The organism is Rhodococcus sp. 06-156-4, assembly GCF_002259345.1.
Lineage (GTDB): Bacteria > Actinomycetota > Actinomycetes > Mycobacteriales > Mycobacteriaceae > Rhodococcoides > Rhodococcoides fascians_E.
In genome coordinates this window covers 58,553-84,584 of record NZ_NPGB01000039.1, presented here as the reverse complement: position 1 = coordinate 84,584, position 26,032 = coordinate 58,553, and the positions used below count along the sequence as shown (strand labels likewise).

Below are 26,032 nucleotides of genomic sequence, written 5' to 3'. Positions count from 1 at the left end.
TAAGCTGGTTGCATGTCCAGTGTGAACACCCCGGCTGCCAAGCGAACGCGTATGAGTCCACAGGAGCGTCGTGCCCAGCTGATCGAACTGGGAACGGAGATGCTCGCGGACCGGCCGCTGGAACAGGTATCGGTCGAGGACATCGCCGACCAGGCCGGAGTGTCCCGCGGCCTGCTCTTCCACTACTTCTCGTCGAAGCAGGACTTCCACCTCGCCATCGTGCGAGAAGCAAGCAAGACCATGCTCGAGCGCACCGCCCCGGACATGACCCTCGACCCGTACCAGATCCTGCGCGACTCCATCGCCAACTACGTCGACTACGTGACCGAGAACCGCGAAACCTTCATCTCTCTACTCCGCGGCTCCGCCACCGGCGACCCGGACATGCGCGACGTCTTCGAGCAGACCAGAACCACCATGGCCGAGCGCACCATCGCCAACCTCTACAAACTGCACGTCGAGGCCAACCCCACCACCGAACTCGCCGTGCGTGGATGGATCGCCTTCGTCGAGGAAGCCACCATCTCGTGGCTCCGCGACCCCCGCATCAGCCGAGACGAACTCATCGAACTGAACGTCGGCGCACTGCCCGCCGTCGCCCTGGCGCCCAGCATGATCGCCAGCCTCCTCGGCACCGGGGCTGAGTAGACCTCCCTCTGTTCGGCATGAATGCGCCATGGCAGCCGTACGACGAATGTCATGTGACATCGATGCCGATGCCGAAACTGGCGGCCGAAAAAACGAATGCGCCGTTCGGTCACTCGAGGTGACCGAACGGCGCATTCGCTCCGAACTGGTGCGGGTCGGCTATCCCTCGCCGACGCCCGAGAAGGCTTCGTCGATGATTTCGAGCTGCTCCACGGCGTGGACCTTGCTCGAACCCGAGGACGGTGCGGACATTGCACGGCGGGAGACGCGCTTGATGTTGCTGAGCACGTCGGGCATGAGCTCGGGGAATGCGAGGCCGAAGAACGGCCATGCACCCTGGTTCGCAGGCTCTTCCTGGACCCAACGGAATTCCGTTGCGTTCGGGTAGCTCTTGATGGCCTCGGTGATCCGACGGGTCGGGACCGGGTAGAGCTGCTCGATGCGGACGATGGCGACGTCGTCGCGGTTGTCCTTCTGCTTGCGTGCCAACAGCTCGTAGTAGAGCTTGCCGCTGACCATCAGGACGCGCTTGACCTTGCTACGGTCACCGGTTCCGGTTTCGTAGGTCGGCTCGTCGAACACCGAGTGGAACTTGCCGTCGGTGAAGTCCTCGATGTTGGACACAGCGGCCTTGTTGCGCAGCATCGACTTCGGGGTGAAGACGATGAGCGGACGCCGGATTCCATCGCGTGCGTGGCGACGCAGCAGGTGGAAGTAGTTGGCAGGCGTCGACGGAACCGAGACGGTCATCGATCCTTCGGCGCACAGCGTCAGGAACCGCTCGATGCGGCCGGACGTATGGTCCGGGCCCTGGCCTTCGTGGCCGTGCGGGAGGAGCAGCACGACGTCGGACAGCTGTCCCCACTTGGCTTCACCGGAGCTGATGAACTCGTCGATGATGGACTGCGCGCCGTTGACGAAGTCACCGAACTGCGCTTCCCACAGGACGAGTGCGTCCGGGTTGCCGACGGAGTAGCCGTACTCGAAGCCGACGGCCGCGAACTCGCTGAGCGCGGAGTCGTAGACCATGAACTTGCCGGGATTCTCGCTGCCGATGTTGTGCAGCGGGGTGTACTCGGCGCCGGTCTTGCGGTCGATGATGACCGAGTGACGCTGGGTGAACGTTCCGCGGCGAGTGTCCTGGCCGGAGAAACGGACGTTGCGTCCTTCGTCCACGAGCGATCCGAGGGCGAGCAGCTCGCCGAACGCCCAGTCGACCTTGCCTTCGTAGGCCATCTCGCGACGCTTCTCGAGCACGGGCTTGACGCGCGGGTGCACGTTGAAGCCTTCGGGGACCTCGAGGAACGCATCGCCGATGCGGTGCAGGATGGACTTGTCGACGGCGGTGGTGAGCTTGGCCGGCAACTGCTGGTCGAGTTCGACCGATTCGCTGGGCTCGGGGTTGTACTTCTCGAGTTCGCGAACCTCGTTGAACACCCGCTCGAGCTGTCCCTGGTAGTCGCGGAGCGCGTCCTCTGCCTCCTTGAGGGAGATGTCGCCGCGGCCGATGAGGGATTCGGTGTAGCTCTTGCGGACGCTGCGCTTGGTGTCGATGACGTCGTACATCGCCGGCTGCGTCATCGACGGGTCGTCGCCCTCGTTGTGGCCACGCCTGCGGTAGCAGATCATGTCGATGACGACGTCCTTGTTGAACTTCTCGCGGAAGTCGACGGCGAGCTGTGCAACGCGGACGCATGCCTCGGGGTCGTCGCCGTTGACGTGGAAGATCGGCGCGCCGATCATCTTCGCCACGTCGGTGCAGTACTCCGAGGAACGGGAGTGCTCGGGTGCGGTGGTGAAGCCGACCTGGTTGTTGACGACGATGTGCACGGTGCCGCCGGTGCGGTAGCCGCGCAGCTGTGCGAGGTTCAGCGTCTCGGCCACGACGCCTTGGCCTGCGAAGGCCGCGTCGCCGTGGAGCATGAGCGGCAGAACCGAGAAGCCACCTTCGCCCGGTCCCTTGTCCAGAAGGTCCTGCTTGGCGCGAACGAGGCCTTCGAGGACCGGGTCGACGGCCTCGAGGTGCGACGGGTTCGCGGTCAGCGACACGGCGATGTCGTTCTCGCCGAACATCTGGATGTAGGTGCCTTCGGCGCCGAGGTGGTACTTCACGTCGCCGGAGCCGTGTGCGGCTGCCGGGTTCATGTTGCCCTCGAACTCGGTGAAGATCTTCGAGTACGGCTTGCCGACGATGTTGGCCAGCACGTTCAGTCGACCGCGGTGCGGCATACCGATGACGACCTCGTCGAGGGCGTGCTCGGCGCTCTGGTCGATGACGGCGTCCATCATCGGGATGACGGACTCGGCGCCTTCGAGCGAGAATCGCTTCTGGCCGACGTACTTGGTCTGCAGGAAGGTCTCGAATGCCTCGGCGGCATTGAGCTTGCTCAGGATGTACTTCTGCTGTGCCACAGTCGGTTTGACGTGCGTGGCCTCGACGCGCTCCTGCAGCCAGGCAACCTGGTCGGTCTCGAGGATGTGGGTGTACTCGACGCCGACGTGGCGGCAGTACGAGTCGCGCAGAACGCTCAGCACGTCCCGCAGCTTCATCTTGTCCTTGCCGTGGAATCCGCCGACCTTGAATTCACGGTCGAGGTCCCACAGCGTCAGGTCGTGGCTGATCACGTCGAGGTCCGGGTGCATCCGGAACTTGTCCTTGGTGAACTGCAACGGATCCGTGTCGGCCATCAGGTGACCGCGGTTCCGGTACGCCGCGATGAGCTCGAGAACGCGGGTGTTCTTGTCGACGGTGCCCTCGGGCAGATCCTTGCGCCAGCGGATGGGCTCGTACGGGATCTTCAGCGAATGGAAGATCTCGTCGTAGAACTCGTCGCTGATCAGCAGGTTGTGGATCGTGCGGAGGAAGTCGCCGGACTCTGCACCCTGGATGATGCGGTGGTCGTACGTCGAGGTCAGCGTCATGAGCTTGCCGACGCCCAGTTCCGCGAGGCGCTCGTCGGACGAGCCCTGGAACTCGGCGGGGTACTCCATGGCTCCTGCGCCGATGATGGCGCCCTGGCCGTTCATCAGGCGAGGAACGGAGTGCACGGTTCCGATGCCGCCGGGGTTGGTCAGCGAGATCGTGACGCCCTGGAAGTCGTCGCCGGTGAGCTTGCCGTCACGGGCACGCCGGACGATGTCCTCGTAGGCGTTGTAGAACTGCGTGAACGAGTGCTCGTTCGTGTTCTTGATGGCGGCGACGACGAGGGAGCGGTTTCCGTCCTTGCCGGGCAGGTCGATCGCGAGGCCGAGGTTGGTCGACGCCGGGGTGACTGCGTTGGGCTTGCCGTCGACCTCGGCGAAGTGCCGGTTCATGTTGGGGAACGCCTTGACGGCCTGCACGATGGCGTAGCCGAGGAGGTGCGTGAACGAGATCTTTCCGCCCCGCGTGCGTGCGAGGTGGTTGTTGATCACGAGGCGGTTGTCGACCATGAGCTTGGCCGGGATAGCGCGGACGCTGGTCGCCGTGGGGATCTGCAGTGAGGCCGACATGTTCTTCGCGACGGCAGCAGCGGCGCCGCGGAGGACCTTGGACGATGCCTCGGCCGCGGGGGCGGCTGCAGCGGGCTTGGCTGCGGGAGCGGACGGTGCCGCACCTGCCGCCTTGGAGGTCGCGGGCTTCGCGGTGGGCGCAGGCTTCTCGGCAGCTGCCTTCGGCGTTGCGGATTTCGGGGCGTCGGCCTTGGCTGCCGGGGCCTTGGGCGCAGCCTTCGCTGCCGGGGCCTCGGACTTCGTGGGCGCACCGTTGCCGTTGGAGCTCGTGCCGTTGGAGCTGCTGGAGCTCGTCGACTTCCCGGAGCTCGCCGAGCCGCTTCCTGCACTTCCGTTCGGAACCGGCGCGGCCTCGTCACCTGCCGGCGCGTCCGGGTCGTAGTCGGTGAGGAATTCGTGCCAGCTTGCGTCGACCGATGACGGGTCGTCCTTGAATCGCTGGTACATCTCGTCGACCAGCCATTGATTTTGTCCGAATTGGGTAGTGGAGCTGCTGCTCACGGCAGTAGTTCGCCTCGCTTCTTCTCTTCGTTCCCGATCACACGCGCGTACACATCCAGGGTAGACCTCATCCGGGGAGCGCGGACGTCCGGGACGTGGCTGTGGTATGTACTCACGAGTAACTGTCAACCTCGTTGCTGACGACTCCTGTGCTTATCGAATTATTCCCGCCGCGCGTTTCGGCCGCATCCCACAAGCGTGCGTAATACCCGCCGCGGGATCTCAGATCGTCGTGAGTCCCGGTCTCGACGATCCGGCCGTGGTCGACCACGACGATCATGTCGGCGCGTGCCGCCGTCGCCAATCGGTGCGCGACGACGACGGACGTTCGTGCACGCAGCACCCGCGTGCTGGCGTCGAGAACCGTGCGTTCGGTCGCGGGATCGAGTGTCGCGGTCGCCTCGTCGAGGAGCATCAGGTCGGGGTCCACCAGCTCGGCTCGGGCCAGCGCGATCAGCTGCCTCTGCCCGGCGGACAGGCCTTGACCACGTTCGCCGACGGGTTGGCGCATACCGCCTCGAAGTGCGGCGATGGCCTCCAGTGCGCCGACGGCGCGGGCCGCTGCTTCGATCTCCTCGCGTGTTGCGTCGGGTTTGCCGAAGGCGATGTTCGACGCGACGTCGCCGGTGAAGAGGTGCGCTTCCTGCGGGACGACGCCGAGCCTGCCGCGGTATTCGGCGAGTGAATAGTCGCGGAGATCGGTGCCGCCGACGCGTACCGATCCGGAAGTCGGGTCGTAGAACCGGGCGAGGAGTTTGACGATGGTGGACTTGCCCGCGCCGGTCTCTCCGACGAGGGCGACGGTTGCTCCACGGGGGATTGTGAGATTGACCTCACTGAGTGCTTCGGTGTCTGCCCCGGCATAGCGGAAGCCGACTTCGTCGAAGGCGATGTCGGTTCTGAGTCGGCCGTCGGGAATGCGTGTGGCAGCTCCGGTCGTCGCTGCTTCGATGGAACTGGGGGTGCGCAGGAGGTCGCCGATTCTCCGTACCCCGACGCTGGCTTGCTGGTAGCCGTCGAACACTTGGGACAGTTGCTGGATGGGCCCGAACAGCAGGCCGAGGTAGAGCACGAACGCGACGAGGGTTCCGGCGGAGGTCGACCCGGAGGCGACCTGGTGAGCACCGACGAACACGACGAGCGCGAGTGCGGCGTCGGACAGGAACGTGATGAAGGGGAAGTACACCGAGATCGCGCGCTGAGAACGCATCCGGCTTGCGCGATACAGGTCGGCTCGCTCGGCGAACCTGTCGGCGGCGAACTGTTCTCGGCGGTAGGCCTGTGCGGAGCGCAGACCGGCGATGTTCTCCTGGAAGTCGGCGTTGACCGCGGAGATTCTTTCCCTGGACTCGGTGTACGCGGCGGAGGAGATCCGCTTGAACACGACGGTCGCGATGATGAGAGGAGGTACGACTGCCAGCGCGACGAGTCCGAGAGGCAGGTCGGTGATCAGCAGGGCCGTGGCGATGCCGACGACGGTCACGAGGCTGACTACTGCCGTGGACGCCCCGGTCTGTATGAAGGTGGACAGTGCGTCGACGTCCGTCGTCATTCTGGTCATGATGCGGCCGGACAGTTCCCGCTCGTAGTAGTCGAGTCCGAGGCGCTGGATGTGCGCGTAGCTCTTGACCCGTAACCCGAACAGCACGCGTTCGCCTGCTCTGGCGGTGATGACCGTGGTGGCTGCGATGACGAACCACCCGGCGACCGCGAGGAACACGCCTGTCGCGGTGGCTGTCCAGAGGGCGCCCGTGTCGGCGCGGGAGACTCCGTCGTCGACGGCGAAACGAACGATGGATGGAAACGCGATCGACGCGAGGGAGTCGAGCGCGAGCAGGACGACGACGGCTACGAGGAGTGTGCGTACCGGCGTGAGGAGCCGTGACAGCCGGAAGTCGGTGTCCGGGGCGCGTACGTCGCTGGGCGTGGGCGGCATTTCGGTAGCTGGGGGAAGGGCGTCGACGGCGTCCCTGAGCTCGGGGGTGGCCGCGACACTTCCGAGGGCCCCGGCGATCTGACCGCCGCCTCCGCCGCCGGTGGGTCTGCCCGCGCTCTGTGGTGTGCCGGACGTCGTAGCCGCCGTGCCCGCAAGTGCAGGCTCGGTGTCGGGCCACAGCTCGTTGCGGTGCGGGTTCGCAGACGCGGAAGCGTCGGTAGCGCCGTCGTCGGCTTTCTGGTCGTTGGAGAGCAGTTCGCGGAACAGTGGACATCGCGCGTCGAGTTGGTCGACGGTTCCGATGTCGATGACTCGGCCGTCGTCGAGTACGGCGACTCGGTCGGCGAGGGTCAGCGTGGATCGGCGGTGCGCGAGGACGATGGTGGTGCGCCGTGGTCGACGCCGGAGTGCGTCGAAGATCTTGGCCTCGGTTGTCGCGTCGACAGCGGAGGTTGCGTCGTCGAGGACGAGAACTCGCGGGTCGGTGAGCAGAGCCCGGGCCAGCGCTATGCGTTGTCGTTGGCCGCCGGACAGGGTGAGGCCGCGTTCGCCGACCACGGAGTCGTAGCCGTCGGGGAGTTCGGAGATGAACTCGGCTGCTTCGGCGAGTACGGCGGCGTCGTGTATTTCCTCGGCGGTGGCGTCGGGACGGCCGAGGGCGATGTTGGCTGCGATGGTGTCGGAGAACAGGAACGGCTCGTCGAACACGAGGCCGACTGCTTCGCGGAGATGCTCGGCGCTGACGTCGGCCACGTCGATTCGCGCGGCGCCCTCGCCGGTCGAGGTGAGGGCGACGGAGCCCGAGCGCGGACTGTAGAAGCGTGGCAGAAGCAACGACAGTGCTGTCTTGCCCGACCCTGCGTGCCCGACGACGGCGACGCTCTCACCTGGTGCGACGGCGAGATCGAAGGATCGGAGTACGTCGCGTTCGGGCTCGAAACCGAAGGTGACGGCGGACAGGTCGATACCGAGGGGGCCGTCGGGGAGGGCGATGGGGTGCGGCGGCTCGGGTACGGATGGGTGGGTGTCGATGACGTCGTAGACACGCTCGACTGCGGCGCGAGAGAGCTGCGCGAGGATGACGACGGAGGACAGAGTGCGGGTGACTGCGGACAGGGTCGCGACGTAGGTGGCGAAGGCCAGGAACGTGCCGACGGTGATGTGGCCGTGCAGTGCGAGGTAGCCGCCGAGCGCGATGACGCCGACGAGGCCGAGCTGGGGGATTGCGGCCATGGAAGGGGCGAGCCGGGCGTTGATCTTCGCTGATCTCATCCGCTCGGCGAACAGGGTGCGGGACAGGTTCTCCAGCCGATCGACGGCGCGTCCTTCCTGTCCGAAGCCTTTGACGACGCGGACACCGGTGACGGTTTCCTCGACGTGTTGGGCCAGGTCGGCGGCGCGTTGTTGGGCCGACCAGGTGGCGGCGAACTGCTTCGGTCGGACTTTGTACACGACCAACGTGACGGCGGGGACGATCGCCAGCGCGACGACGGTGAGGAGCGGGGACAGGTACGCCATCACCACGAGTGCGAGGACGAATTGCAGGAGCGCGCCCGCGGACAGCGGAACCATGGCGAGGAGGCCCTGCACCAGCTGTAGGTCGGTGATGGACCGGGACACCACTTGGCCGGTGCGGATTTCGTCCTGTTTGCGGCCGTCGAGGCGTTGCAGGGAGGAGAGCAGGCCGAGGCGCAGGTCGTGTTGTACGTCGACCGAAAGGCGACCGGCGAGGAGTCGTCGGCCGAACTGGCATCCGAACCGGACCACGGCCAGGCCGCCGATCGCGAGGGCGACCCACATGATGGTCTCGCCCGCACCGGCAGAGGCGTCGTCGATGGCGATCCGTGTCAGCAACGGAAACGAGATGTCGATGACGGCGGCGATCATCGTGACGGCCAACGCGCCCACGGCGGTGCGTCGGTGCACCCAGCACTGCGCTACGAGCCGACGTATCCAGGATTCACTCATCGATAGCGAACGGTAGTCCGCACCTCCGACAGGCGATCAGCTGATGTCACGCTCCCGGGTCCGCAGCCACCCGGCAACGACGATCAGTGCGGCCCACAGCGCCAGGCCGATGGGCGCCCACGGCCACTCTGCCAAGCCGTTGCCGTCGTCGAGGTTCCACGCGACGACGGTGGACAGCGTCAGAGATCCGGGTGCGATCTGCCAGAACCCGACGAGGCCGAGGCCGGAGAGAATGCCGAGGACAACCAGTTCACCGACGGGGAACCAGGCGACGATGGCGATCGACGGCCAGGTGGGTGAACCGAACAGCAGCCCGAGACCGGATCCGATGAGCGACCACATCACGACGACGAACAGTCCTGCTGCGATGTAGCCGAAGACGTCGCCGTTCAGTGTGAAGTCTCCGGCGGTGAACGCGAGCATGCACAGAATGGTCAGGATGGAGACCACCAGCCCGTATCCCAACGCGAAGAGTGCCGTCACGAGCACTTTGGCGCCGATGACCCGATCGCGCCCACGCGCGGACAGGAACGACGTCGTGATCGTGTCGTGGCGAAACTCCGTTCCGGCGTTGATCGCCGAGAACACGGACCCGAACAGTGTTGCCGCACCGAGGGCGACGAAGAGCCCGGCGAGGACCACTTCGTTCATCTCGCTGCCGGTGATGTCGCTCATGCCCTTGCCGACCGCCGAGGAGATGGCGGTGGCGCCGATGCCGACGAACACCGGCGGTAGTGCCAGGGCCCACCAGAACTTCAGGGTGGTGACCTTGCGAATTTCCGAGGTGAGGACAGTGCTCATCGTCGGTCACCTTCCCACGGAGACGGTTGTGCAGCGGGCGGCCAGTAGCCGGGCTGCGGTTGTCCGTAGCCGGGTGGCGGTTGTCCGTAGCCGGGTGGCGGGTAACCCGCGTGCTGTGGTGGGTGGCTCGGTGCTGCCGCGTACTGCCCGGCCGTCATGGAGAGAAAGACCTGCTCGAGGTCGACGTGTTCGCTGCTGGTTCCGAAGACCGTGACCTCGGCTGCCACGGCGATGCGGCGCACGGTGTCCGCGTCGGCGCCGGCGACTCCGAGACGGCCGTCGGGAAGGAGTTGTGTGTTGGTGATGCCGTTCGACGCGAGGGCGAGGGCGAGGGTTGCGGGATCGGATACCGCGACGAGGATCCGGTTGGGTCGTGAGGAGCGCAGTTGTTCGATGCTGCCCTGGTAGACGAGCGACCCTGCACTGACGATGACGAGGTTGTCGACGGTGGCCTCGACCTCGCGCAGGAGATGGCTGGAGATCAGCACGGTCCTGCCGCCGGCCGTGTAGGACTTCAGGAAGTCGCGGAGCCAGGCGATGCCTTCGGGGTCGAGTCCGTTGGCCGGTTCGTCGAGTACGAGGATCTCGGGGTCGCCGAGCAGCGCGGTGGCGAGGGCCAGTCGTTGCCGCATTCCCAGGGAGAAGCCGCCGACCTGGCGTTTTGCGGTGTCGCTGAGTCCGACGAGGTGGAGGACGTCCGCGGCACGTGAGTCGGGGACACCGATCGCCGACGCGAAGATGCCGAGGTGACCGATGGCAGTTCGCTTGGGATGCAGGCTGCGCGAGTCGAGTACCGCGCCGACGGTACGGGCCGGGTCGACGAGTTCGGAGAACGGGACACCGGTGACGAGTCCGATTCCTGTGGTGGGTTTCGCGAGACCGAGCAGTAATCGAAGGGTGGTGGTCTTGCCGGATCCGTTGGGGCCGAGAAAGCCGGTGATGGAGCCGCGGGGCACGGCGAAGGACAGATCCGACACCGCGCGGACGGTACCGAAGTTCTTGGTCAGTCCGTGCGCTTCCAGTGCGTTGCCGAAGCCGTACGTCATGTGTGCGTGTCCCCCGGGCCGACGTGAAGTACCGGGCCGGAAGATCCGGCCCGGTACGAGGTTACGGGTTCACACGTCGGTCAGGGGAGCACGTGCTTCACAGAAATGCCGCGGCCACTTCCCGGTAGATCACCGACGGGTCGCCGTCGTCGGGTAGCGAGTGCAGCGTGACGTGCGAGGCGCCCGCGTCGAGGTGCTGACGGAGCCGGGAAGCGATGGCGTCCGCGTCTCCGTGTGCGACCAAGGCGTCGATGAGACGATCGCTGCCGCCGTCGCCGATCTCGTCCGCGGAGTACCCGAGACGCTTCAGGTTGTTCACGTAGTTCACCAGGTGCAGGTAGGGATTGTTGACGGGCGGCCGCCCGATCTCCCGAGCCTTCTCCGCATCGGATTCGAGCACTGCCTTGTGTTCGGGCGCGAGGATTTTGTCCGGGCCGAGGATCTCGCGGGCTTCGGCGGTGTGCTCGGGCGTCGTCAGGTACGGGTGAGCGCCTGCGCTTCGATCGGCCGACAGTTTCAGCACCTTCGGACCGAGGGCGGCGAGTACGCGTCGGGACTCGGGGACGCCGCCGTCGTCGAGGGCGTCGAGATAGTTGACCAGTGCGTCGTACGGCTTCTGGTACTCCTGCGTCGCTTCGGGATGCCCGGCACCGATGCCGAGGAGGAATCGACCGGGATGCTTCTTCTCGATGCGGTGGTAGGACTCGGCCACGTCGGGCGCGGCGGCGGACCAGATGTTGACGATGCCGGTGGCAACGACGATGGACTCGGTGGCGTCGAGGATCTCCTCGGCCGAGGTCAGGTCTGCCGGCGGCGAGCCACCGAGCCAGATCGTGCCGTAGCCGCTGGATTCGATGATGCGGGCCAGTTCCGGCGGGATGCCGGAGTAGTGCCGCCAGATTCCGAGTGTGCCCAAATCGGGTGTGCCCAGATCGGGTGTGCGCTGCTCAGGTGTGTCGGTGGTCATATGGTGTCCCAACGCCGAGTCACTGCTCGAGAATTCCGTCGATCGGGTCCGCGTCGATGACGGCGCCTTCGGGCCACATCTTCGGTGCCGGTCCGAAGGCTTCGCGGGCGTTGCGGATGACGCCCTTGCCGATGACGCGGTTTCCTGCGCCGCCGATCACGGCGCCGATTCCTGCGGGCAGAAGTTTGCCGAACAGCAGTGCACTGCGCTTGGCCAGGTACTTCTGGACGAATTTCTTGACGAGGGACTTGTTCATGTTCGTCATCGCGCCACCGGGAATTCGCGATGTGACGAGCGGGCCCCAGTTCTTCGCGGAGCTGCCGACGGTCTTCTGGACGATCTGCATGCCGGATTCACCCAGCGCCACCGACAGGACCAGCGCGCGTCGTTGTTGGTGATCGTGCACCGGAATGCCGTGCACCGATGCGACCGACAATGTCAGCAGCGCGGACGATTCGATGAAGAATGCGGTCTCGGCGCCCACGGCGGCGATCGACGCGACGGTGCCGACCCCCGGTACCGCGGCCGCTCCGCCGACGGCGCTGCCACTGCCGGTGACGGCGAGGAGGAAGCGGTTCTCCAGACGCTCGATCAGCTGTGCAGGCGTGTCGTTCGGGTGTGCCCGACGCATGTGTGCGACGTACTTCTCGACGGCGGGCCCCTGCAGGCGCGATGCGTTGTCGAGGATCTTGACGAGCGATTTCTCGAGACGCCCGCCTTCCTTGATGGTGTCGACCTGGTCGTTGCTCTTCTTCGCCACCGGCGCTCCCGATCTGCTCGTCGTACCGGTTTCCCGGCCCCGACCCATTGCTACCCGTTCGCTCACGGTTCTACCCTGCGTGAATGGGCTGTGTTTCCGATGGTGCGCGACGGCGTCCTGCCGGCCGGCTTCGGCCGTACGTCTCGTCGTACGACGGATATCGGCTTGCCGGTTTCGAGCCGGGCGAGCATGTGGGCATGCCGAGTCCGGCGTTGACGGTCATCGTGTCGATCGAGTCGAAGCTCGAGATCGCGGATTCTCCGCGGCAGGGGTCCTGTGCGTTCGAGACGTTGGCCAGTGGCATTTCGGCCGAGCCCGTGACGATTGCGCACGACGGCAATCAACACGGGATCCAGTTGTCGTTGACGCCTGCGGGGTCGCGCGCGCTGTTCGGAGTGCCGACGTCGGCTTTGGGGGAATGGATGGTCGATCTGTCGGAGGTGCTGCCCCAGGCCGCCGAGATGGTCGAGCGTGTGTCCGCCGAGTCGGACTGGGATCGACGCTTCGATGTGCTCGACGAGATCCTCGGCCGTGTGTTGGTGGCGAGCGCGATCGATCCGACGTTGACCGAAGCCTGGCGTCTGCTGGTGGAGAACGGTGGATCGGCACGCGTCGGGGATGTGGCGCGGGAAATCGGGTGGAGTCGACGGCACCTGATCAACCGGTTCACGGCGGAGTTCGGCGTCGGGCCGAAGGACGCGGCGCGGATCGCGCGTTTCGATGCATCTCATCGACTTCTGCGACGCGAGACGATTCCTCCCCTCGCCGACATCGCCGCACAGTGCGGGTACTACGACCAGGCACACATGGCGCGGGAGTGGCGCGAGTTCGCCGGGATGGCGCCGTCGCGGTGGCGTCGGGAAGAGAAGTTCGCATTCGTACAAGATGACGACGTCTGATCCGAGCATGCTGTGGCCATGACATCCACGACAGTCTGGCCTTGTTTCCGCTACCGGGACGCCCGCGCGGCAATCACGTTCCTCGTCGACGTCCTCGGGTTCGCCGAGGCCGCCGTATATGGCGACGGCGACGTCGTCGAACACGCCGAACTCCGCTGGCCCGAAGGCGGCGGCGTGATGCTCGGCAGTGCAAGTCGGGTCGTTCCGCAGGCTCCACTCCAGGCCCGACCGGACAGCGCGATATCCGATCTACCTGCTGGAGTGGGCTCTGCCTATGTCGTCACCGACCACCCCGACGAGATTCACGATCGCGTCGTGGCGGCAGGTGGCGTCGTCGTCCAGGGGCTTCGGGAGGAGGACTACGGAAGCCGCGGCTTCACGTGCCGCGACCCCGAGGGTGTGCTGTGGAGTTTCGGAACCTACGCCGGAACCCAGTGATCGGCGGGAACGAGCTCCTCGGTGCGAGGCGGGGGAGGCGGGGTTCCGTCCCCGAAGGGACGTCCACCGAGTGATTCACGGCCGTGCGGTTCGAGCCAGCCGTGCAGATCCGGTCCTTTGGGCACGATCGACGTGGGATTGATGTCGGTGTGCACCACGTAGTAGTGCCTCTTGATGTGGTCGAAGTCGACGGTGTCTCCGAAGCCCGGCGTCTGGAACAGGTCCCGGGCGTAGTTCCAGAGCACCGGGATCTCCGTGAGCTTGCTGCGGTTGCATTTGAAGTGGCCGTGATAGACGGCGTCGAACCGCACGAGTGTGGTGAACAGGCGGACGTCGGCCTCGGTGATGGTGTCTCCGACGAGGTAGCGCTGCTCGCTCAGCCGCCCGGTCAACCAATCCAGTGCAGTGAACAGCCTGTCGTACGCATCGTTGTACGCCTCCTGTGACCCGGCGAATCCGCAGCGGTAGACGCCGTTGTTGACCTCGGTGAACACGCGCTTGGAGACTTCGTCGATCTCGGATCGAAGCGCCTGCGGGTACAGGTCGGGGGCGCCGTCGCGGTGGTGCTGCGTCCACTCGGTCTCGAGATCGAGGGTGATCTGCGGGAAGTTGTTGGTGACGACCTGTCCTGTGGCGATCTCGACGATCGCCGGCACGGTGATGCCGCGCGGGTAGTCGGGGAACCGTGCGAAGTAGGCGTCCTGCAGCCGGGGGATGTTCAGGACCGGGTCGACGCCCCCGGGTTCCTCGTCGAAGTTCCAACTGCGTGGATCGTGCGTCGGACCTGGAATGCCGAGCGACAGCACGTCTTCGAGGCCGAGAAGTCGACGGACGATGATCGAGCGGTGAGCCCACGGGCACGCGCGGGCAGCGACCAGTCGATATCTGCCCGGCTCGACCGGATACCCGTCGCGGCCGTCCGCGGTGATGCGGGTTTCGATGTAGTTGGTGTCGCGGGTGAATTCCTTGCCGTTCTCCACATAACTCATACCTTCAACCTACTTCGATCGACACCAGCGCACCCCACTCTTCGAAACCCAGTCTCGCGCCGAGCCGTCGGGCAACGACGTTGTCGGCGTGGCACCGCCACTGCGGGATCATTCCTTCGTCGAACGCTTCGTTGGTGGCGAGGCGCGACACGACCTGGCCGTTGCCCTGGCGTCGGGCATCAGGGGCGGTGAGTACCCCGACGTCGCCGAGAAGTCCTTGCCATTCCGCGTAGCCCGCACTCGCGAGCGGCGTGGCTGCGTCCACAGGTGCGTCGTCGCCGAGAAGGGTGAACCACGACTGCTTGTGCGCGAGGTCGGCAGCGATCACGTCGTCGGGCGCACAGGCGGATTCGAGACTGTCGACGTGTGCGCGTTCGTGCGAGATCAGTGGATCGTGGCGGTCGATGGTGGTGCCGGCATCGTCGGCGTACGACAACACGATCGGGCCGGATGTGCGACCGGAAGCGAGTTCCCTCAGGCGTCCGCCGGTCAGCTCGTCGTCGGACATCGTCGCCGCCGCGGTCAGTGCCGACGCGGGCCCGATCAGTGCGCTGGAGTCACCGAGACGAACAAATGTGACGGAGGTCGCATTCTCGTCGGAGTGCACGTGGCGAACACCGGGCCGAAACGCGGAATCGCCGAGGTCGAAGTGCCTGGACCACGCGAGGCGGATGATGTCGTGATGATGTGAATCCACCGAATCGAGGCTATCGGGTGCTCGGGAAAATCAAGCTATTGGACTTTTTCTGCCCCGCTGTTTCGCAATCGCGTGATCAATGGCAGTATCGCCAGTGAGATTAGTGCTTCGACGTGAAGGGCTAGCTCGCTTACAGAAGGTTTACGGTATGACGCAGGGCAGTGTTAAGTGGTTCAACGGCGAAAAGGGCTTCGGCTTCATCGAGCAGGATGGTGGCGGACCTGACGTGTTCGTTCACTACTCGGAGATCCAGGGATCTGGCTTCAAGACGCTCGACGAGGGTCAGCGCGTGGAGTTCGAGGTTGGACAGGGCCAGAAGGGTCCTCAGGCAACGGGCGTTCGCGCTATCTGATCCCCTCGAGGATCGCCACCCGAAATTGCTGACGGCTTGACGCTGTCTTCAGTTCAGGTACCCGAAGAGGCCGGGCACACGGAGTTCGCTCCGAGTGCCCGGCCTCTTTGCGTGCCGACTTCGCTGTGGTGGCATTGTCATCGGGGACCGAATGAACCGTTCGGTCACTCCAAGTGACCGAACGTCACGTTCGGTCACCTCAGGCGATGAACCGACGGGGGACAGACGATGACGACGCAGAGTGCGCCGGTCGAGATCAAGCCGTGGCCTGCGCTGTGGGCGCTGTGTCTCGGCTTTTTCATGATTCTCGTCGACACGACGATTGTCGCGGTGGCGCAGCCGGCGATTCTCGACGGTTTGCAGACCGATATCAACAATGTCATCTGGGTGACCAGTGCGTACCTGTTGGCTTATGCCGTACCGCTTTTGGTGACCGGTCGGCTCGGGGATCGGTTCGGACCTCGGAATCTCTACATCGCGGGCCTTGTGGTGTTCACCCTGGCGTCGGTGTGGTGTGGTCTGTCGGGTTCGATCGAGATGTTGATCGCGGCTCGTGCGGTGCAGGGTGTGGGCGCAGCGATGATCACCCCGCAGACCATGGCGGTCATCACGCGAATCTTCCCTGCGGACAAGCGCGGGACGGCGATGGGCGCCTGGGGTGCGGTGGCCGGGGTCGCGACGCTCGTCGGGCCGATTCTCGGCGGCGTGCTCGTCGATTCGCTCGGGTGGGAGTGGATCTTCTTCATCAACGTGCCGGTGGGGGTCGTCGCCATCGTGTTGGCGCTGAGGTTCGTTCCGGTGTTGCCGACCAACGAGCACAAGTTCGACATCCTCGGTGTGGTGCTCAGCGCGATGGCGTTGTTCGCCATCGTGTTCGGGATTCAGGAGGGGCAGCGGTTCGACTGGGACGGCCGCGTCTGGTCGTTGATCGCCGCCGGGACAGTGGTCTTCGCGGTGTTCGTGTACTGGCAGGCCAAGAACCGCAACGAGCCGCTGGTTCCACTGGCGCTGTTCAAGGATCGTAATTTTTCGCTGTCCAACATCGGTATCGCCGCAATGGGTTTCGCGACGGCCGGAATGATGTTGCCGTTCATGTTCTATGCGCAGAGTGTGACCGGACTGAGCCCGACGCGCTCTGCCATCCTGTTCGTTCCGATGGCCGTGCTGACGGGGGCTCTGGCGCCGAACGTCGGAAAGCTCGTGGACCGAACCCATCCCCGCTACATCGCGGGCACCGGTTTGTTGTTGCTGGCGATATCGCTGCTCGCATTGGCCGTACTCATGACGCCGACCACGGCAATCTGGAAGCTTCTGATTCCCATTGCGCTGATGGGTGTGGCGAACGCGTTGATCTGGTCGCCGTTGGCGGCCACGGCGACTCGTAATCTCCCGCTGTCTCAGGCAGGCGCAGGCGCCGGTGTCTACAACACGACGAGAATGATCGGATCGGTCCTGGGCAGTGCGGGTATCGGCGCCCTCATCCAGTCTCGGTTGGCTGTGGAAATTCCGGGTTCCGACGCGGCCGGTGCCAACGAGTTCAGCGGTCGTGTACCGGAAATGCTCCGTGACGGGTTCTCCACGGCCATGGCGCAGTCGTTGATTCTGCCGGCCATCGTGCTGCTGCTCGGCATGGTGGCGGTCTCGTTCTACGCCAGGCCTGCGTTCAAGCCTATGTGAGTGGAAATGACAGTCCCATCGGGTCGCTCCGCAGGCTCCGCTCCTGCCCCAGGGCCTACATTTCCACTCACACAAGCATTTCGACTCACACAGGTCAGAGCCCGAGATCGCGGCCGATGAGCTCTTTCATGATTTCGTTCGACCCGGCCCAGATCTTGCTGACGCGGGCGTCCTTCCATGCCCGGGCGGCGCGGTACTCGTTCATGAAGCCGTAGCCGCCGTGCAGCTGCACGCAGTGGTCCAGGATTTCGTTCTGAACCTGGGACGTCCACCACTTGGCCTTGGCCGCGTCGATGGCGGTGAGCTCGCCCTTGCCGTGCGCGACGATGCAGTTGTCCACGAATGCCTGTGCGACATCGAGTTTGGTGACCAGCTCGGCGAGCAGGAATTTGTTCCACTGCAGTGATCCGATGGGCTGACCGAATGCCTTGCGGTCCTTGGCGTACTGGATGGTTTCCTCCAGGATCGGCCGTGTCTGCCCGAGGTTGGCCACGGCGCAACTGATGCGCTCCTGCGGCAGCAGCTGCATCATGTGGATGAATCCACCGTCGAATTCGCCGATCATGTTCGACGACGGCACGCGGACGTTCTCGAAGAAGAGTTCCGCGGTGTCGGATTCCGGCTGGCCGACCTTGTCGAGTTTGCGGCCGCGAGAGAAGCCTTCGGTGCCGTTCTCGACGGCGAAGAGCGTGATGCCCTTGGCCTTCTTCTCGGGCGTCGTGCGGGTAGCGACGATGACGAGGTCGGCGCTGTTGCCGTTGGTGATGAACGTCTTGGAACCGTTGATGATGAAGTCGTCGCCGTCCTTGACGGCGGTGGTCTTCAATGCGGCGAGGTCCGATCCGCCGGACGGTTCCGTCATCGCGATGGCGGTGAGGAGTTCACCGCTGCAGAACCCGGGGAGCCAGCGCTTCTTCTGTTCCTCGGTGGTGAGCTTGACGAGGTACGGCGCGACGATGTCGTAGTGGATCCCGAAGCACGACGCGACCGCCGCGCTCGATCGTGCGAGTTCCTCGCCGAGGACTGCGTTGAATCGGTAGTCGTCGGCGCCGCTGCCGCCGTACTCTTCCGGTACTTCGAGGCCGAGGAAGCCGTTGCGTCCGGCTTCGAGCCAGATGTCACGGTCGATGAAGCGCTGCTCGATGAGCTTCTCTTCTCGGGGCGCGATCGTGCGGGTGACGAATTCTCGGGCGGATTCGCGGAACGCGTCGTGGTCGTCCTCGAACAGGGAGCGCTTCATGTGTGTTCCTTCCGGTAACGGTAATTCTCGTCTGCACAATACTCGCCGGTAACTTCGCCTTCGGCAGCGTATGGCACTCTGACAGTCATGGCTGACCAACCCACGTCCCTCGTCCGGTACACCACCGACGCCGGCGCCGAGGTCGCAGTGCTGACCTTCGACCACGGCCCCCTCAACCTGTTCGACCAAGCGATGTTCGACGCCGTGGCGGCCGATGTCGCCGCCCTCGTCGCCGATCCGCCTCGCGCGGTCCTGCTGCGCGCCGAGGGCAAGGTCAACTCGGCCGGGGTGGACGTGCATGTCTTCGAGGGGCTGACCGCTCAGCAGGGCGCTGATCTGTGGCGCACGCTCTTCGCGCAGATCGCGCATCCGCTCGAGGCGTTGCCGTGCCCGGTCGTGTATGCCGCGCACGGCCTGACTCTCACCGCGGCCTTCGAGATCTCTCTTGCCTGCGACATCATCGTGGCGTCGCCGAGAGCGAAGTTCGGACTGGTCGAGACCGTCGTCGGGCTCACGCCGTCCATGGGCGGCCCGCAGCGTCTCGCCGAGCGCGCCGGTTCCGGACGTGCGCGCGAGCTCGTGATGACGGGTGATCTCTACGACGCGGCAACCCTGAAGGAGTGGGGCGTCGTCAACAGCATCCACGACGATGTCGACGCCTATGCCCGTTCCCTGGTGGAGCGGTTGGCCGCCGGTCCGACGGTGGCTCACGCTGCCACCAAAAAGATTGTGGCAGCGTGGCGTTCGGGTGGTGTTGCTCATGCGGACGAGGTGACGTCGGACGTGTCGGGGGCGTTGTTCGAGACCGATGATCTTCGCGGGGCGGTTGCGAGTTTTCTCGAGAACGGCCCGGGTAAGGCGACGTACACAGGCAAGTAAGCTGGTTCCAATGACCACGTTGCCCCTCGCAGAATTGCACATGCACATCGAAGGGTCCTTGGAGCCTTCGCAGATCTTCGAGTTCGCCGAGCGGAACGGTATTGCGTTGCCGTACAGCGATATCGGTGAGTTGGAGGCGCTGTACGAGTTCACGGATCTGCAGTCGTTCCTGGATCTGTACTACGCGAACATGTCGGTGTTGCGGACGGCGGAGGATTTCGCCGATCTTGCGCGGGCGTACTTTCGTCGGGCTGCGGCGGGTGGTGTGACGCGGGCGGAGATCTTCTTCGATCCGCAGGCGCACACGGATCGGGGTGTTCCGTTGGAGGCTGTCGTCGAGGGGTTGGCCGAGGCGTCGGCGTCGAGCGAGCGGGAGTTCGGCGTCACGAGTGGGTTGATCGCGTCGATTCTGCGGGACAAGCCGGTGTTGCATGCGAACAAGCTGCTGGATGATCTGCTGGCGATGAAGGCGCCGATCATCGGTCTCGGTCTGGATTCCGCGGAGGCGGGGTTCCCGCCGTCTCTGTTCGTGGACGTGTTCGCCAAGGCCAGGGCCGAGGGTTTGCACGTGGTCGCGCACGCGGGCGAGGAAGGTCCGGCGGAGTACATCTGGGAGGCTCTGGATCTGCTGAAGGTCGAGCGGATCGATCACGGTGTGCGGTGCCTCGAGGATGATGCGTTGGTGAATCGTCTTGTGGACGAAGAGGTTCCGTTGACGGTGTGCCCACTGTCGAATGTTCGCCTCAAGGTGATTCCCGACCTGAAGGACCATCCGATTCGGCAGATGATCGAGCGTGGCCTGGTGGTTACCGTCAATTCCGACGATCCGGCGTACTTCGGCGGTTACGTGGACGACAACTTCGCTGCGCTCACCGAGCAGGTGGGTCTCACCGAGCGCGAACGAGAGATCCTGTACGACAATTCGATCAAGGCGTCCTTCATCTGACGGTGACGAACGCCTTCGGGTAGCCGGTGGCGCCGTCGGGAACGGTGTCGGCCGTCATCGAGGTCTGGATGTCGCCGTCGGCGTCGGTGGCTCGTGCACGGATGGTGTGGTCGCCCGGTGCCGCGTCCCACTGGTACGTCCACTGGCGCCAGGTGTCCGTCGAGTACTCCTCGGACAGTGTTGCGGCGACCCAGTTTCCGTCGTCGATCTGGACGTCGACGCCGGAGATTCCGGTGTGTTGGCGCCAGGCGACTCCGGCGATCACGACGGTGCCGGCGTCGACCGCGGCACCCGAGCGTGGGGTGTCGATACGTGATGCGGTCTTGATGGGTCCACGTTCGCCCCAGCCTCGGTCGGTCCAGTAGGCGCTGGCCTTGTCGAAGCGGGTGATCTCGAGGTCGGTCACCCACTTGGTCGCGGACACGTAGCCGTACAGCCCCGGGACGACGAGACGAGCCGGGTATCCGTGTTCCACGGGCAACGGTTGACCGTTCATGCCGACGGCGAGCAGCGCGTCCCTACCGTCGAGCAACACGTCCAGCGGCGTTCCGGCGGTGAAGGCGTCGTGGCTGGAGGACAGCACCATGTCCGCATCGTCGTGAATGCCGGCCTCCTCCAGGAAGTCTCGCAGCGGGTAGCCGATCCACGTCGCATTGCCGACGAGGTCACCGCCGACGATGTTGGACACGCACGTCAGCGTGACCGTCCGCTCCACCGCTTGCCTCGACATCAGGTCCTCGAACGTGATCTCGATTTCACGGTCGACCATCCCGTGGATGCGTAGTGACCAGTCCTCGGACGACACCTGCGGCACCACGAGTGCAGTGTCGATGCGGTAGAAGTCCTCGTTCGGGGTGATGTAGGACGCCAAGCCGTCGATCCGCAGGTCGGCGCCGTCGGGAATCGGGGTCTGCGGAGTCGGTACCGGGAGGCGGAAACCGAGCCGGTTGGCCGTGACATCGCGTGCGTGGCCGATCAACCGGCCTGCCGTTCCCGCGGCGACGGCAACCACACCTGCGGCGAGCGCGAGTCGGAGAAAGCTGCGCCGGGATACACCACCTGCGACCGGGTCCTTCGTTTTCAGGAGGGCGTTCAGGACAACGATGCCGGCTGCGACGCCGAGGATCGTCGGCAGCGCGGTGAGCGGGGTCGCGGTCGAGCGAGTGACCGCGGCGAGCACGCCGATCACGCCCAGGACACCGAAGAGCACGGCGCCGAGTGGCCGACGCAGCATGCCCGCTCCGGCTGCAATAGCAGCGATGACCAGTGCCATTCCGATGAAGAGGGCGGTCTTGTCGGCTGTGCCGAACGTGTCGATGGTCCATTCGCGTACGGCTTCGGGGGTGTTGTCGACGACGGCCGATCCGACGGCGAAGAAGGGCGATGCGTTCGGCCCGAACGGTACGGCGACGAGTTCACCGACGCCGAGAACAACTCCGGCAGCGATGATCCCGGCGAGTGGCTTTTCGATCATCACTACAAGATAGGCGCCACTCACTCAGGGAGGGTGGTGCGCAGATACTCGTTGCCGAAGATACGGTCCGGGTCCATTCTGTTGCGCACCGCGACGAAGTCCTCGAACCGCGGATACATCTCGGCGAAATCGTCGGCGCGCATCGAGTGCAACTTGCCCCAGTGCGGGCGACCCCCGACGCTGCGGGCGATGGCTTCGACGGCATCGAAGTAGTCGCGATGATCACGGCGGTGGTACTGATGCACGGCGATGTAGGCGGTGCCGCGGCCGTAGGCGGTGGAGAGCCAGATGTCGTCGGAGGCTGCGAAGCGAACCTCGACGGGGAATGCGACGACCAATCCCGACGATCGTTGCCACCGATCGATTTCCCGTATCACCGACGCCACCGTGTCCGCGGGGACCGCGTATTCCATCTCGCGGAATTTGACGGTGCGAGTCGACGCGAACACCCGGTAGCTGCGATCGGTGAACTCGCGGGCGGACAGCGCACGGGACGACAACGCGTTGACGCGCGGAATGGCCGACGGGAATCGCGTCACGGCGCGGTTGACCAGCTCGAATGCCCGGTTGGCGAGCAGGTCGTCGTCGACGAACGCCCGCAGGCGAGAGAGTGGCCTCGTGGCGTCACCGGGCACGCGCGTGTTCGTTTTGGTGAGTACGCGGTCGGTGTGCGGGAACCAGTAGAACTCGAAGTGGTCGGCGTCGTTCCACGCCTGAGAGTCGAGCGTTCCACCGAGCGTCGCGGGTGCTTCGGCAGCGTGCAGCACGTACGCGGGCTCGCATCGCAACGTCACCTTCGTGATGATTCCGAGAGCGCCGAGCCCGACGCGTGCGGCGTCGAACACGTCGGTTTCGGTCTCCCGGGAGCAGTGCACGATGCTGCCGTCGGCGGTCACCAGTTCCAGCGCGAGAACCTGAGTCGAGATGCCACCGAAGCGCTGTCCCGTCCCGTGAGTACCGGTCGAGAGTGCACCGGCGATCGATTGTTCGTCGATGTCGCCGAGGTTCGTCATCGCCAGACCCAGATCCCACAACGCGGCCGACAATGCGCGGAGGCGAGTGCCCGCGAGGACGGTGACGGCGGAACAACCGTCGGGCAAGGGATGTACGGACTCGATGCCCTGCATCAGGTCCAGGCTCATCTGCACCCCGTCGGTGACCGCGATGGACGTGAACGAGTGCCCGGCGCCGACGCACTTCACCGTCGCCCCGCGCTGCAGAGTCCGTATCACGTCCTGCACCGATCTCGGCCGCACCACATCCGCCGGATGTGCGACTTGGTTGCCTGCCCAGTTACGCCACTCGCGCCCCGTCATCGACCCACTATGGCACTCGAGGGAATCCGACCACCGGGTCCGACACGCGGGCCTACTATCGGACGCATGCAGACCCGGCTGCCCGTCGATGCTCGGCGTGCACACCTGGTCCACGCGGCGTTGAACCTAGCCGAACGGGTCGGTGTGGACGCGTTGACGGTCCGTGCCGTCGCCGAGGAGGCGTCGGTTCCCCGCGGAGCCGTCTACTACTGCTTCGAATCCAAGGAAGATCTGGTCATCGCCATGGGCGAGGGCTTGGTGGTCGATGTCACAGCGGCGCTGTTCACCGCGTTCGAGCATCCGAGTCACGTCGGCGGGGTGCGTGGGCTACGGATGTTGGTGCACAGCGGTCTGACGGCGATCTGGCCACTCGTGGAGGAGACGGCCGATCGGCAATTGCTGTCCTACGAGATCAAGACGTATCTGCTTCGGCACCGCGCGCTCGGCTCGGAGGTCGCCGCGACCATCGCATCCGGGCAATACCGGATTCGCGACACCGACACGTTCGCGTTCCTGGACAGGTGCGCGCGGATCACCGGCACCCGCTGGCTGGAGCCGACGTCGGCCGTCGCGCATTTCGGGATGGCCACAGTCGACGGGCTGATTCTGCGGTGGCTGGTCGACAGGGACGACATGGCAGTGATCACTGCACTCGACGATCTGTCCGGTGTCATCGCAGGCAAGGCCGTCGAAATCTGACGGGGAGGGCGATCGGTGGTTAGCTGACCGGGTGCCGACCGACCGTATGCCCTCTCTGAATCTTCTCGCCGACGCCACCGCGCATCTCGAGCCGCCGTTCGCCGTCGTCGATGCGGGGGCTCTGGACGCGAACGCTGCTGATCTTCGGCGGCGGGCGGGGTCGACGCCGATTCGTGTCGCCAGCAAGTCGGTCCGTTCCCGGGCGATTCTGGAGCGTGTGCTGGGTCCGAATCTCACTGCAGCACAGCAGTTCGAGGGAATCATGGCTTACTCGCCGGCCGAGGCGATCTGGTTGGCGAGGGCGGGGGCGGAGGACGTTCTGGTCGGGTATCCGACGGTGGACAGGGTCTCGTTGGAGGAGATCACCCGAGATCGGGTGCTGTCGGGGCGCATCACGCTGATGATCGACGATCCCGCCCATCTCGATGTGATTCGCGAGGCCGCCGGTTCGGATCGGCCTCGGCCGCGCGTGTGCATCGACGTCGACGCCTCGCTTCGTCTGGGGCCGATCCACCTCGGTGTCCGACGGTCACCGCTGCGGGAGCCTGCGCAGGTGGCGTCGTTCGCGAGGACGGCCAAGGACCGAGGATTCCGGGTTGTCGGTGTCATGTTCTACGAGGCGCAGATCGCGGGACTGCCGGATTCCAACGCGGTGGTCGAGCTGATGAAGAAGGCGTCGGCTGCAGAGTTGCGGACCCGCCGGTCGACGGTTGTCGACGCGGTCGTCGATGCCGTCGGCCCGCTGGAACTGGTCAACAGCGGCGGCACCGGGTCGCTCGAAGTCAGCTCCGCGGCGTCCTCGGTCACCGAGGTGACGGCCGGGTCGGGGTTGTTCGCGCCGACGTTGTTCGACCGCTACCGGGCATTCACGCCGGAGCCTGCGCTGTACTTCGTGTTGCCGGTCGTTCGTACGCCGACGCCGACGATCGCGACGGTGTTCGGTGGGGGATACGTCGCGTCGGGTCAGGCATCGAGGTCGCGTCTGCCCGCCCCGGTGGCGCTCTCCCGAACTGCGCAGGGAATCCTGCGGGGAGGGCTGAAGCTTCTGCGCAACGAAGGCGCCGGTGAGGTGCAGACTCCCGTCGCCACCAGCGGTGCGCGTATCGGTGATCGCATCTGGTTCCGTAACGCGAAGGCCGGAGAGCCGTGTGAGCGGGTCGATACGCTGCATGTCGTCGATTCCGACGGCAGCGTCAGCGTGGTCCCGACGTACCGCGGCGAGGGCAAGAACTTCGGCTAGGCGCGTCGCCTCGGTCTGTGGAGCCGGGTCGCCTCGAACTATATGAACGCAAGTCGGGGCCGGGAAGGCATTAACTTAGCATTGCCTAATGCATCTGAAGAATGGGTTGTCTCGACGGTCGTTCATGGTCGGGAGTGTGTCCTTGCTGGGCTTGGCTGGGTGCGCTCGCGCAGAATCGTCGGTCACGCAGGACAGTTCGGAGTCCGCGGCGAGGGTGACCGTGCGAGGTGACGGATTCGAGTCGACAATTCCGCGAGACCCTGCTCGTGTCGTCGTGATGGAGGGTCGTGGCGACCTCGAGTTCGCTCTGCTCGCCGGGTATCCGCTTGTCGCAACGGGCAACACGGCCGCGCCGGGATCTCTTCCGGCCGGTCAGTACGACGGACGGATAGGGAGGGACGTGCAGTCCATCGGCGGTCCGGACGGTCCGAGCATCGAGGAAGTCTCAGCGCTCGCTCCCGATCTCATCGTGATGCGCGCCAACGGGTGGCGGCTGGACTGGTACGGCAACGAGCTGTTGTCGCAGGTTGCTCCCGTGCTGCCGGTCGAGGTGAACGAACCGGATTTCCGAGCGCAGATGTCGAGCCAGTTCGACGCTCTCGGGAGGGGATCGGACGCAGCGGTGCTGCTCGACGCCTACGATGCGACCGTCGCCGATGCGCGCTCCGAACTGGGAGACGCGTTGGTGGGCAGAAGGATTGCGTTGGTCACGAGCGAACCTGCCGCGAAGGGCTACGTCAACTTGTGGACCAATCAGATCGGCACCACCGTGGCCCGAGATCTCGGGTTGGACGTGCTGTACTTCGACCCCGCGGACGAGAAAGGCAATCAGCAGCTGTCGCTCGAGAACCTGTCCTCGCTGGCGGATGCGGACTACATCTTCCACCAGACGACGGACCCTGCGGTTGTCGGTGCGGCGGGAACATGGCAGGCGCTCCCTGCGGTCGCCGAGGGTAGGACCGCTGTGCTCGATCCTCGATTGAACAACGGGCTGGTCATCACCGCGTCGGCCATTGCCGACACGATCGCCGGTTCGATCGGCTCCTGGACGAGGGCGTCGTAGCGGC

At 65.2% G+C, this 26,032-nt stretch carries 21 protein-coding genes; 10 read left to right on the top strand and 11 right to left on the bottom strand.

The annotated features are described in order from the left end of the window. The first annotated feature begins 12 nt into the window (after positions 1-12). Complete coding sequence (locus tag CH290_RS29105; RefSeq protein ID WP_019665351.1) at positions 13-648, top strand: TetR/AcrR family transcriptional regulator; 636 nt, start codon at positions 13-15, stop codon at positions 646-648. Between the two features lie 159 nt (positions 649-807). On the opposite strand, the gene CH290_RS29100 is transcribed toward CH290_RS29105, so the two are convergent. From CH290_RS29100 to CH290_RS29075, 6 genes are all read right to left on the bottom strand, one after another. Beyond that, positions 808-4,641: a multifunctional oxoglutarate decarboxylase/oxoglutarate dehydrogenase thiamine pyrophosphate-binding subunit/dihydrolipoyllysine-residue succinyltransferase subunit gene (locus CH290_RS29100; protein ID WP_080733888.1), complete on the bottom strand. Its 3,834-nt coding sequence runs from the start codon at positions 4,639-4,641 to the stop codon at positions 808-810. A 112-nt stretch (positions 4,642-4,753) separates the two neighbouring features. After that, positions 4,754-8,545, bottom strand: a complete 3,792-nt coding sequence (locus tag CH290_RS29095; RefSeq protein WP_170947451.1) for an ABC transporter ATP-binding protein — start codon at positions 8,543-8,545, stop codon at positions 4,754-4,756. Between the two features lie 36 nt (positions 8,546-8,581). Beyond that, positions 8,582-9,346: an ABC transporter permease gene (locus tag CH290_RS29090; protein ID WP_019665348.1), complete on the bottom strand. Its 765-nt coding sequence runs from the start codon at positions 9,344-9,346 to the stop codon at positions 8,582-8,584. Continuing rightward, complete coding sequence (locus tag CH290_RS29085; RefSeq protein ID WP_033188068.1) at positions 9,343-10,392, bottom strand: ATP-binding cassette domain-containing protein; 1,050 nt, start codon at positions 10,390-10,392, stop codon at positions 9,343-9,345. The genes CH290_RS29090 and CH290_RS29085 overlap by 4 nt, the downstream gene beginning before the upstream one ends. A gap of 97 nt (positions 10,393-10,489) precedes the next feature. Further along, the gene (locus CH290_RS29080) at positions 10,490-11,359 is read right to left on the bottom strand and encodes an LLM class F420-dependent oxidoreductase (RefSeq protein WP_019665346.1); all 870 of its coding nucleotides are present in this window, start codon (positions 11,357-11,359) and stop codon (positions 10,490-10,492) included. Between the two features lie 19 nt (positions 11,360-11,378). After that, complete coding sequence (locus CH290_RS29075) at positions 11,379-12,119, bottom strand: YbdD/YjiX family protein (RefSeq protein WP_019665345.1); 741 nt, start codon at positions 12,117-12,119, stop codon at positions 11,379-11,381. Positions 12,120-12,202: 83 nt separating this feature from the next. On the opposite strand from CH290_RS29075, the gene CH290_RS29070 reads away from it, so the two are divergent. Next, positions 12,203-13,018, top strand: a complete 816-nt coding sequence (locus tag CH290_RS29070) for an AraC family transcriptional regulator (protein ID WP_230620846.1) — start codon at positions 12,203-12,205, stop codon at positions 13,016-13,018. Positions 13,019-13,036: 18 nt separating this feature from the next. Beyond that, on the top strand, positions 13,037-13,456 hold the full coding sequence (locus CH290_RS29065; protein WP_026347826.1) for a VOC family protein: 420 nt from the start codon (positions 13,037-13,039) through the stop codon (positions 13,454-13,456). Here the strand turns inward: CH290_RS29065 and CH290_RS29060 are convergent. Together CH290_RS29060 and CH290_RS29055 are read right to left on the bottom strand one after the other, a co-directional pair. Beyond that, positions 13,438-14,445, bottom strand: coding sequence for a glutathione S-transferase family protein (locus tag CH290_RS29060; RefSeq protein WP_051127791.1), 1,008 nt, complete (start codon positions 14,443-14,445; stop codon positions 13,438-13,440). The genes CH290_RS29065 and CH290_RS29060 overlap by 19 nt on opposite strands. A 4-nt stretch (positions 14,446-14,449) precedes the next feature. Further along, complete coding sequence (locus CH290_RS29055) at positions 14,450-15,142, bottom strand: GNAT family N-acetyltransferase (RefSeq protein WP_033188070.1); 693 nt, start codon at positions 15,140-15,142, stop codon at positions 14,450-14,452. 148 nt (positions 15,143-15,290) lie between these two features. Here CH290_RS29055 and CH290_RS29050 point away from each other — a divergent pair, with 148 nt between their 5' ends. Then, entirely contained in the window at positions 15,291-15,494 is a 204-nt protein-coding gene (locus CH290_RS29050) for a cold-shock protein (protein ID WP_019665340.1), read from the top strand. A gap of 228 nt (positions 15,495-15,722) precedes the next feature. Next, on the top strand, positions 15,723-17,171 hold the full coding sequence (locus tag CH290_RS29045; protein WP_033188071.1) for an MFS transporter: 1,449 nt from the start codon (positions 15,723-15,725) through the stop codon (positions 17,169-17,171). 94 nt (positions 17,172-17,265) lie between these two features. Here the strand turns inward: CH290_RS29045 and CH290_RS29040 are convergent, their stop codons facing one another. After that, complete coding sequence (locus tag CH290_RS29040; RefSeq protein ID WP_019665338.1) at positions 17,266-18,411, bottom strand: acyl-CoA dehydrogenase family protein; 1,146 nt, start codon at positions 18,409-18,411, stop codon at positions 17,266-17,268. Between the two features lie 87 nt (positions 18,412-18,498). Between CH290_RS29040 and CH290_RS29035 the strand changes: the two genes are divergently transcribed. Both CH290_RS29035 and CH290_RS29030 read left to right on the top strand, forming a co-directional pair. After that, complete coding sequence (locus tag CH290_RS29035; RefSeq protein WP_019665337.1) at positions 18,499-19,290, top strand: enoyl-CoA hydratase/isomerase family protein; 792 nt, start codon at positions 18,499-18,501, stop codon at positions 19,288-19,290. 10 nt (positions 19,291-19,300) lie between these two features. Next, positions 19,301-20,236 (top strand): adenosine deaminase, encoded by a 936-nt coding sequence (locus CH290_RS29030; RefSeq protein ID WP_019665336.1) that lies wholly within the window; start codon positions 19,301-19,303, stop codon positions 20,234-20,236. Here CH290_RS29030 and CH290_RS29025 read toward each other — a convergent pair. Then, positions 20,229-21,710, bottom strand: coding sequence for a molybdopterin-dependent oxidoreductase (locus tag CH290_RS29025; RefSeq protein WP_033188105.1), 1,482 nt, complete (start codon positions 21,708-21,710; stop codon positions 20,229-20,231). The genes CH290_RS29030 and CH290_RS29025 overlap by 8 nt on opposite strands. A 20-nt stretch (positions 21,711-21,730) precedes the next feature. After that, complete coding sequence (locus CH290_RS29020; protein WP_033188072.1) at positions 21,731-23,026, bottom strand: D-arabinono-1,4-lactone oxidase; 1,296 nt, start codon at positions 23,024-23,026, stop codon at positions 21,731-21,733. 66 nt (positions 23,027-23,092) lie between these two features. Between CH290_RS29020 and CH290_RS29015 the strand changes: the two genes are divergently transcribed. The 3 genes from CH290_RS29015 (at position 23,093) to CH290_RS29005 (ending at position 26,028) form a co-directional block, all read left to right on the top strand. Next, positions 23,093-23,725, top strand: a complete 633-nt coding sequence (locus CH290_RS29015) for a TetR/AcrR family transcriptional regulator (protein ID WP_019665333.1) — start codon at positions 23,093-23,095, stop codon at positions 23,723-23,725. 46 nt (positions 23,726-23,771) lie between these two features. Beyond that, a complete protein-coding gene (locus tag CH290_RS29010) occupies positions 23,772-24,965 on the top strand; it encodes an alanine racemase (RefSeq protein ID WP_170947452.1) in 1,194 nt (397 codons plus the stop codon). Positions 24,966-25,053: 88 nt separating this feature from the next. Continuing rightward, positions 25,054-26,028, top strand: a complete 975-nt coding sequence (locus CH290_RS29005; RefSeq protein ID WP_230595619.1) for an ABC transporter substrate-binding protein — start codon at positions 25,054-25,056, stop codon at positions 26,026-26,028. The last annotated feature ends 4 nt before the right edge of the window (positions 26,029-26,032 follow it).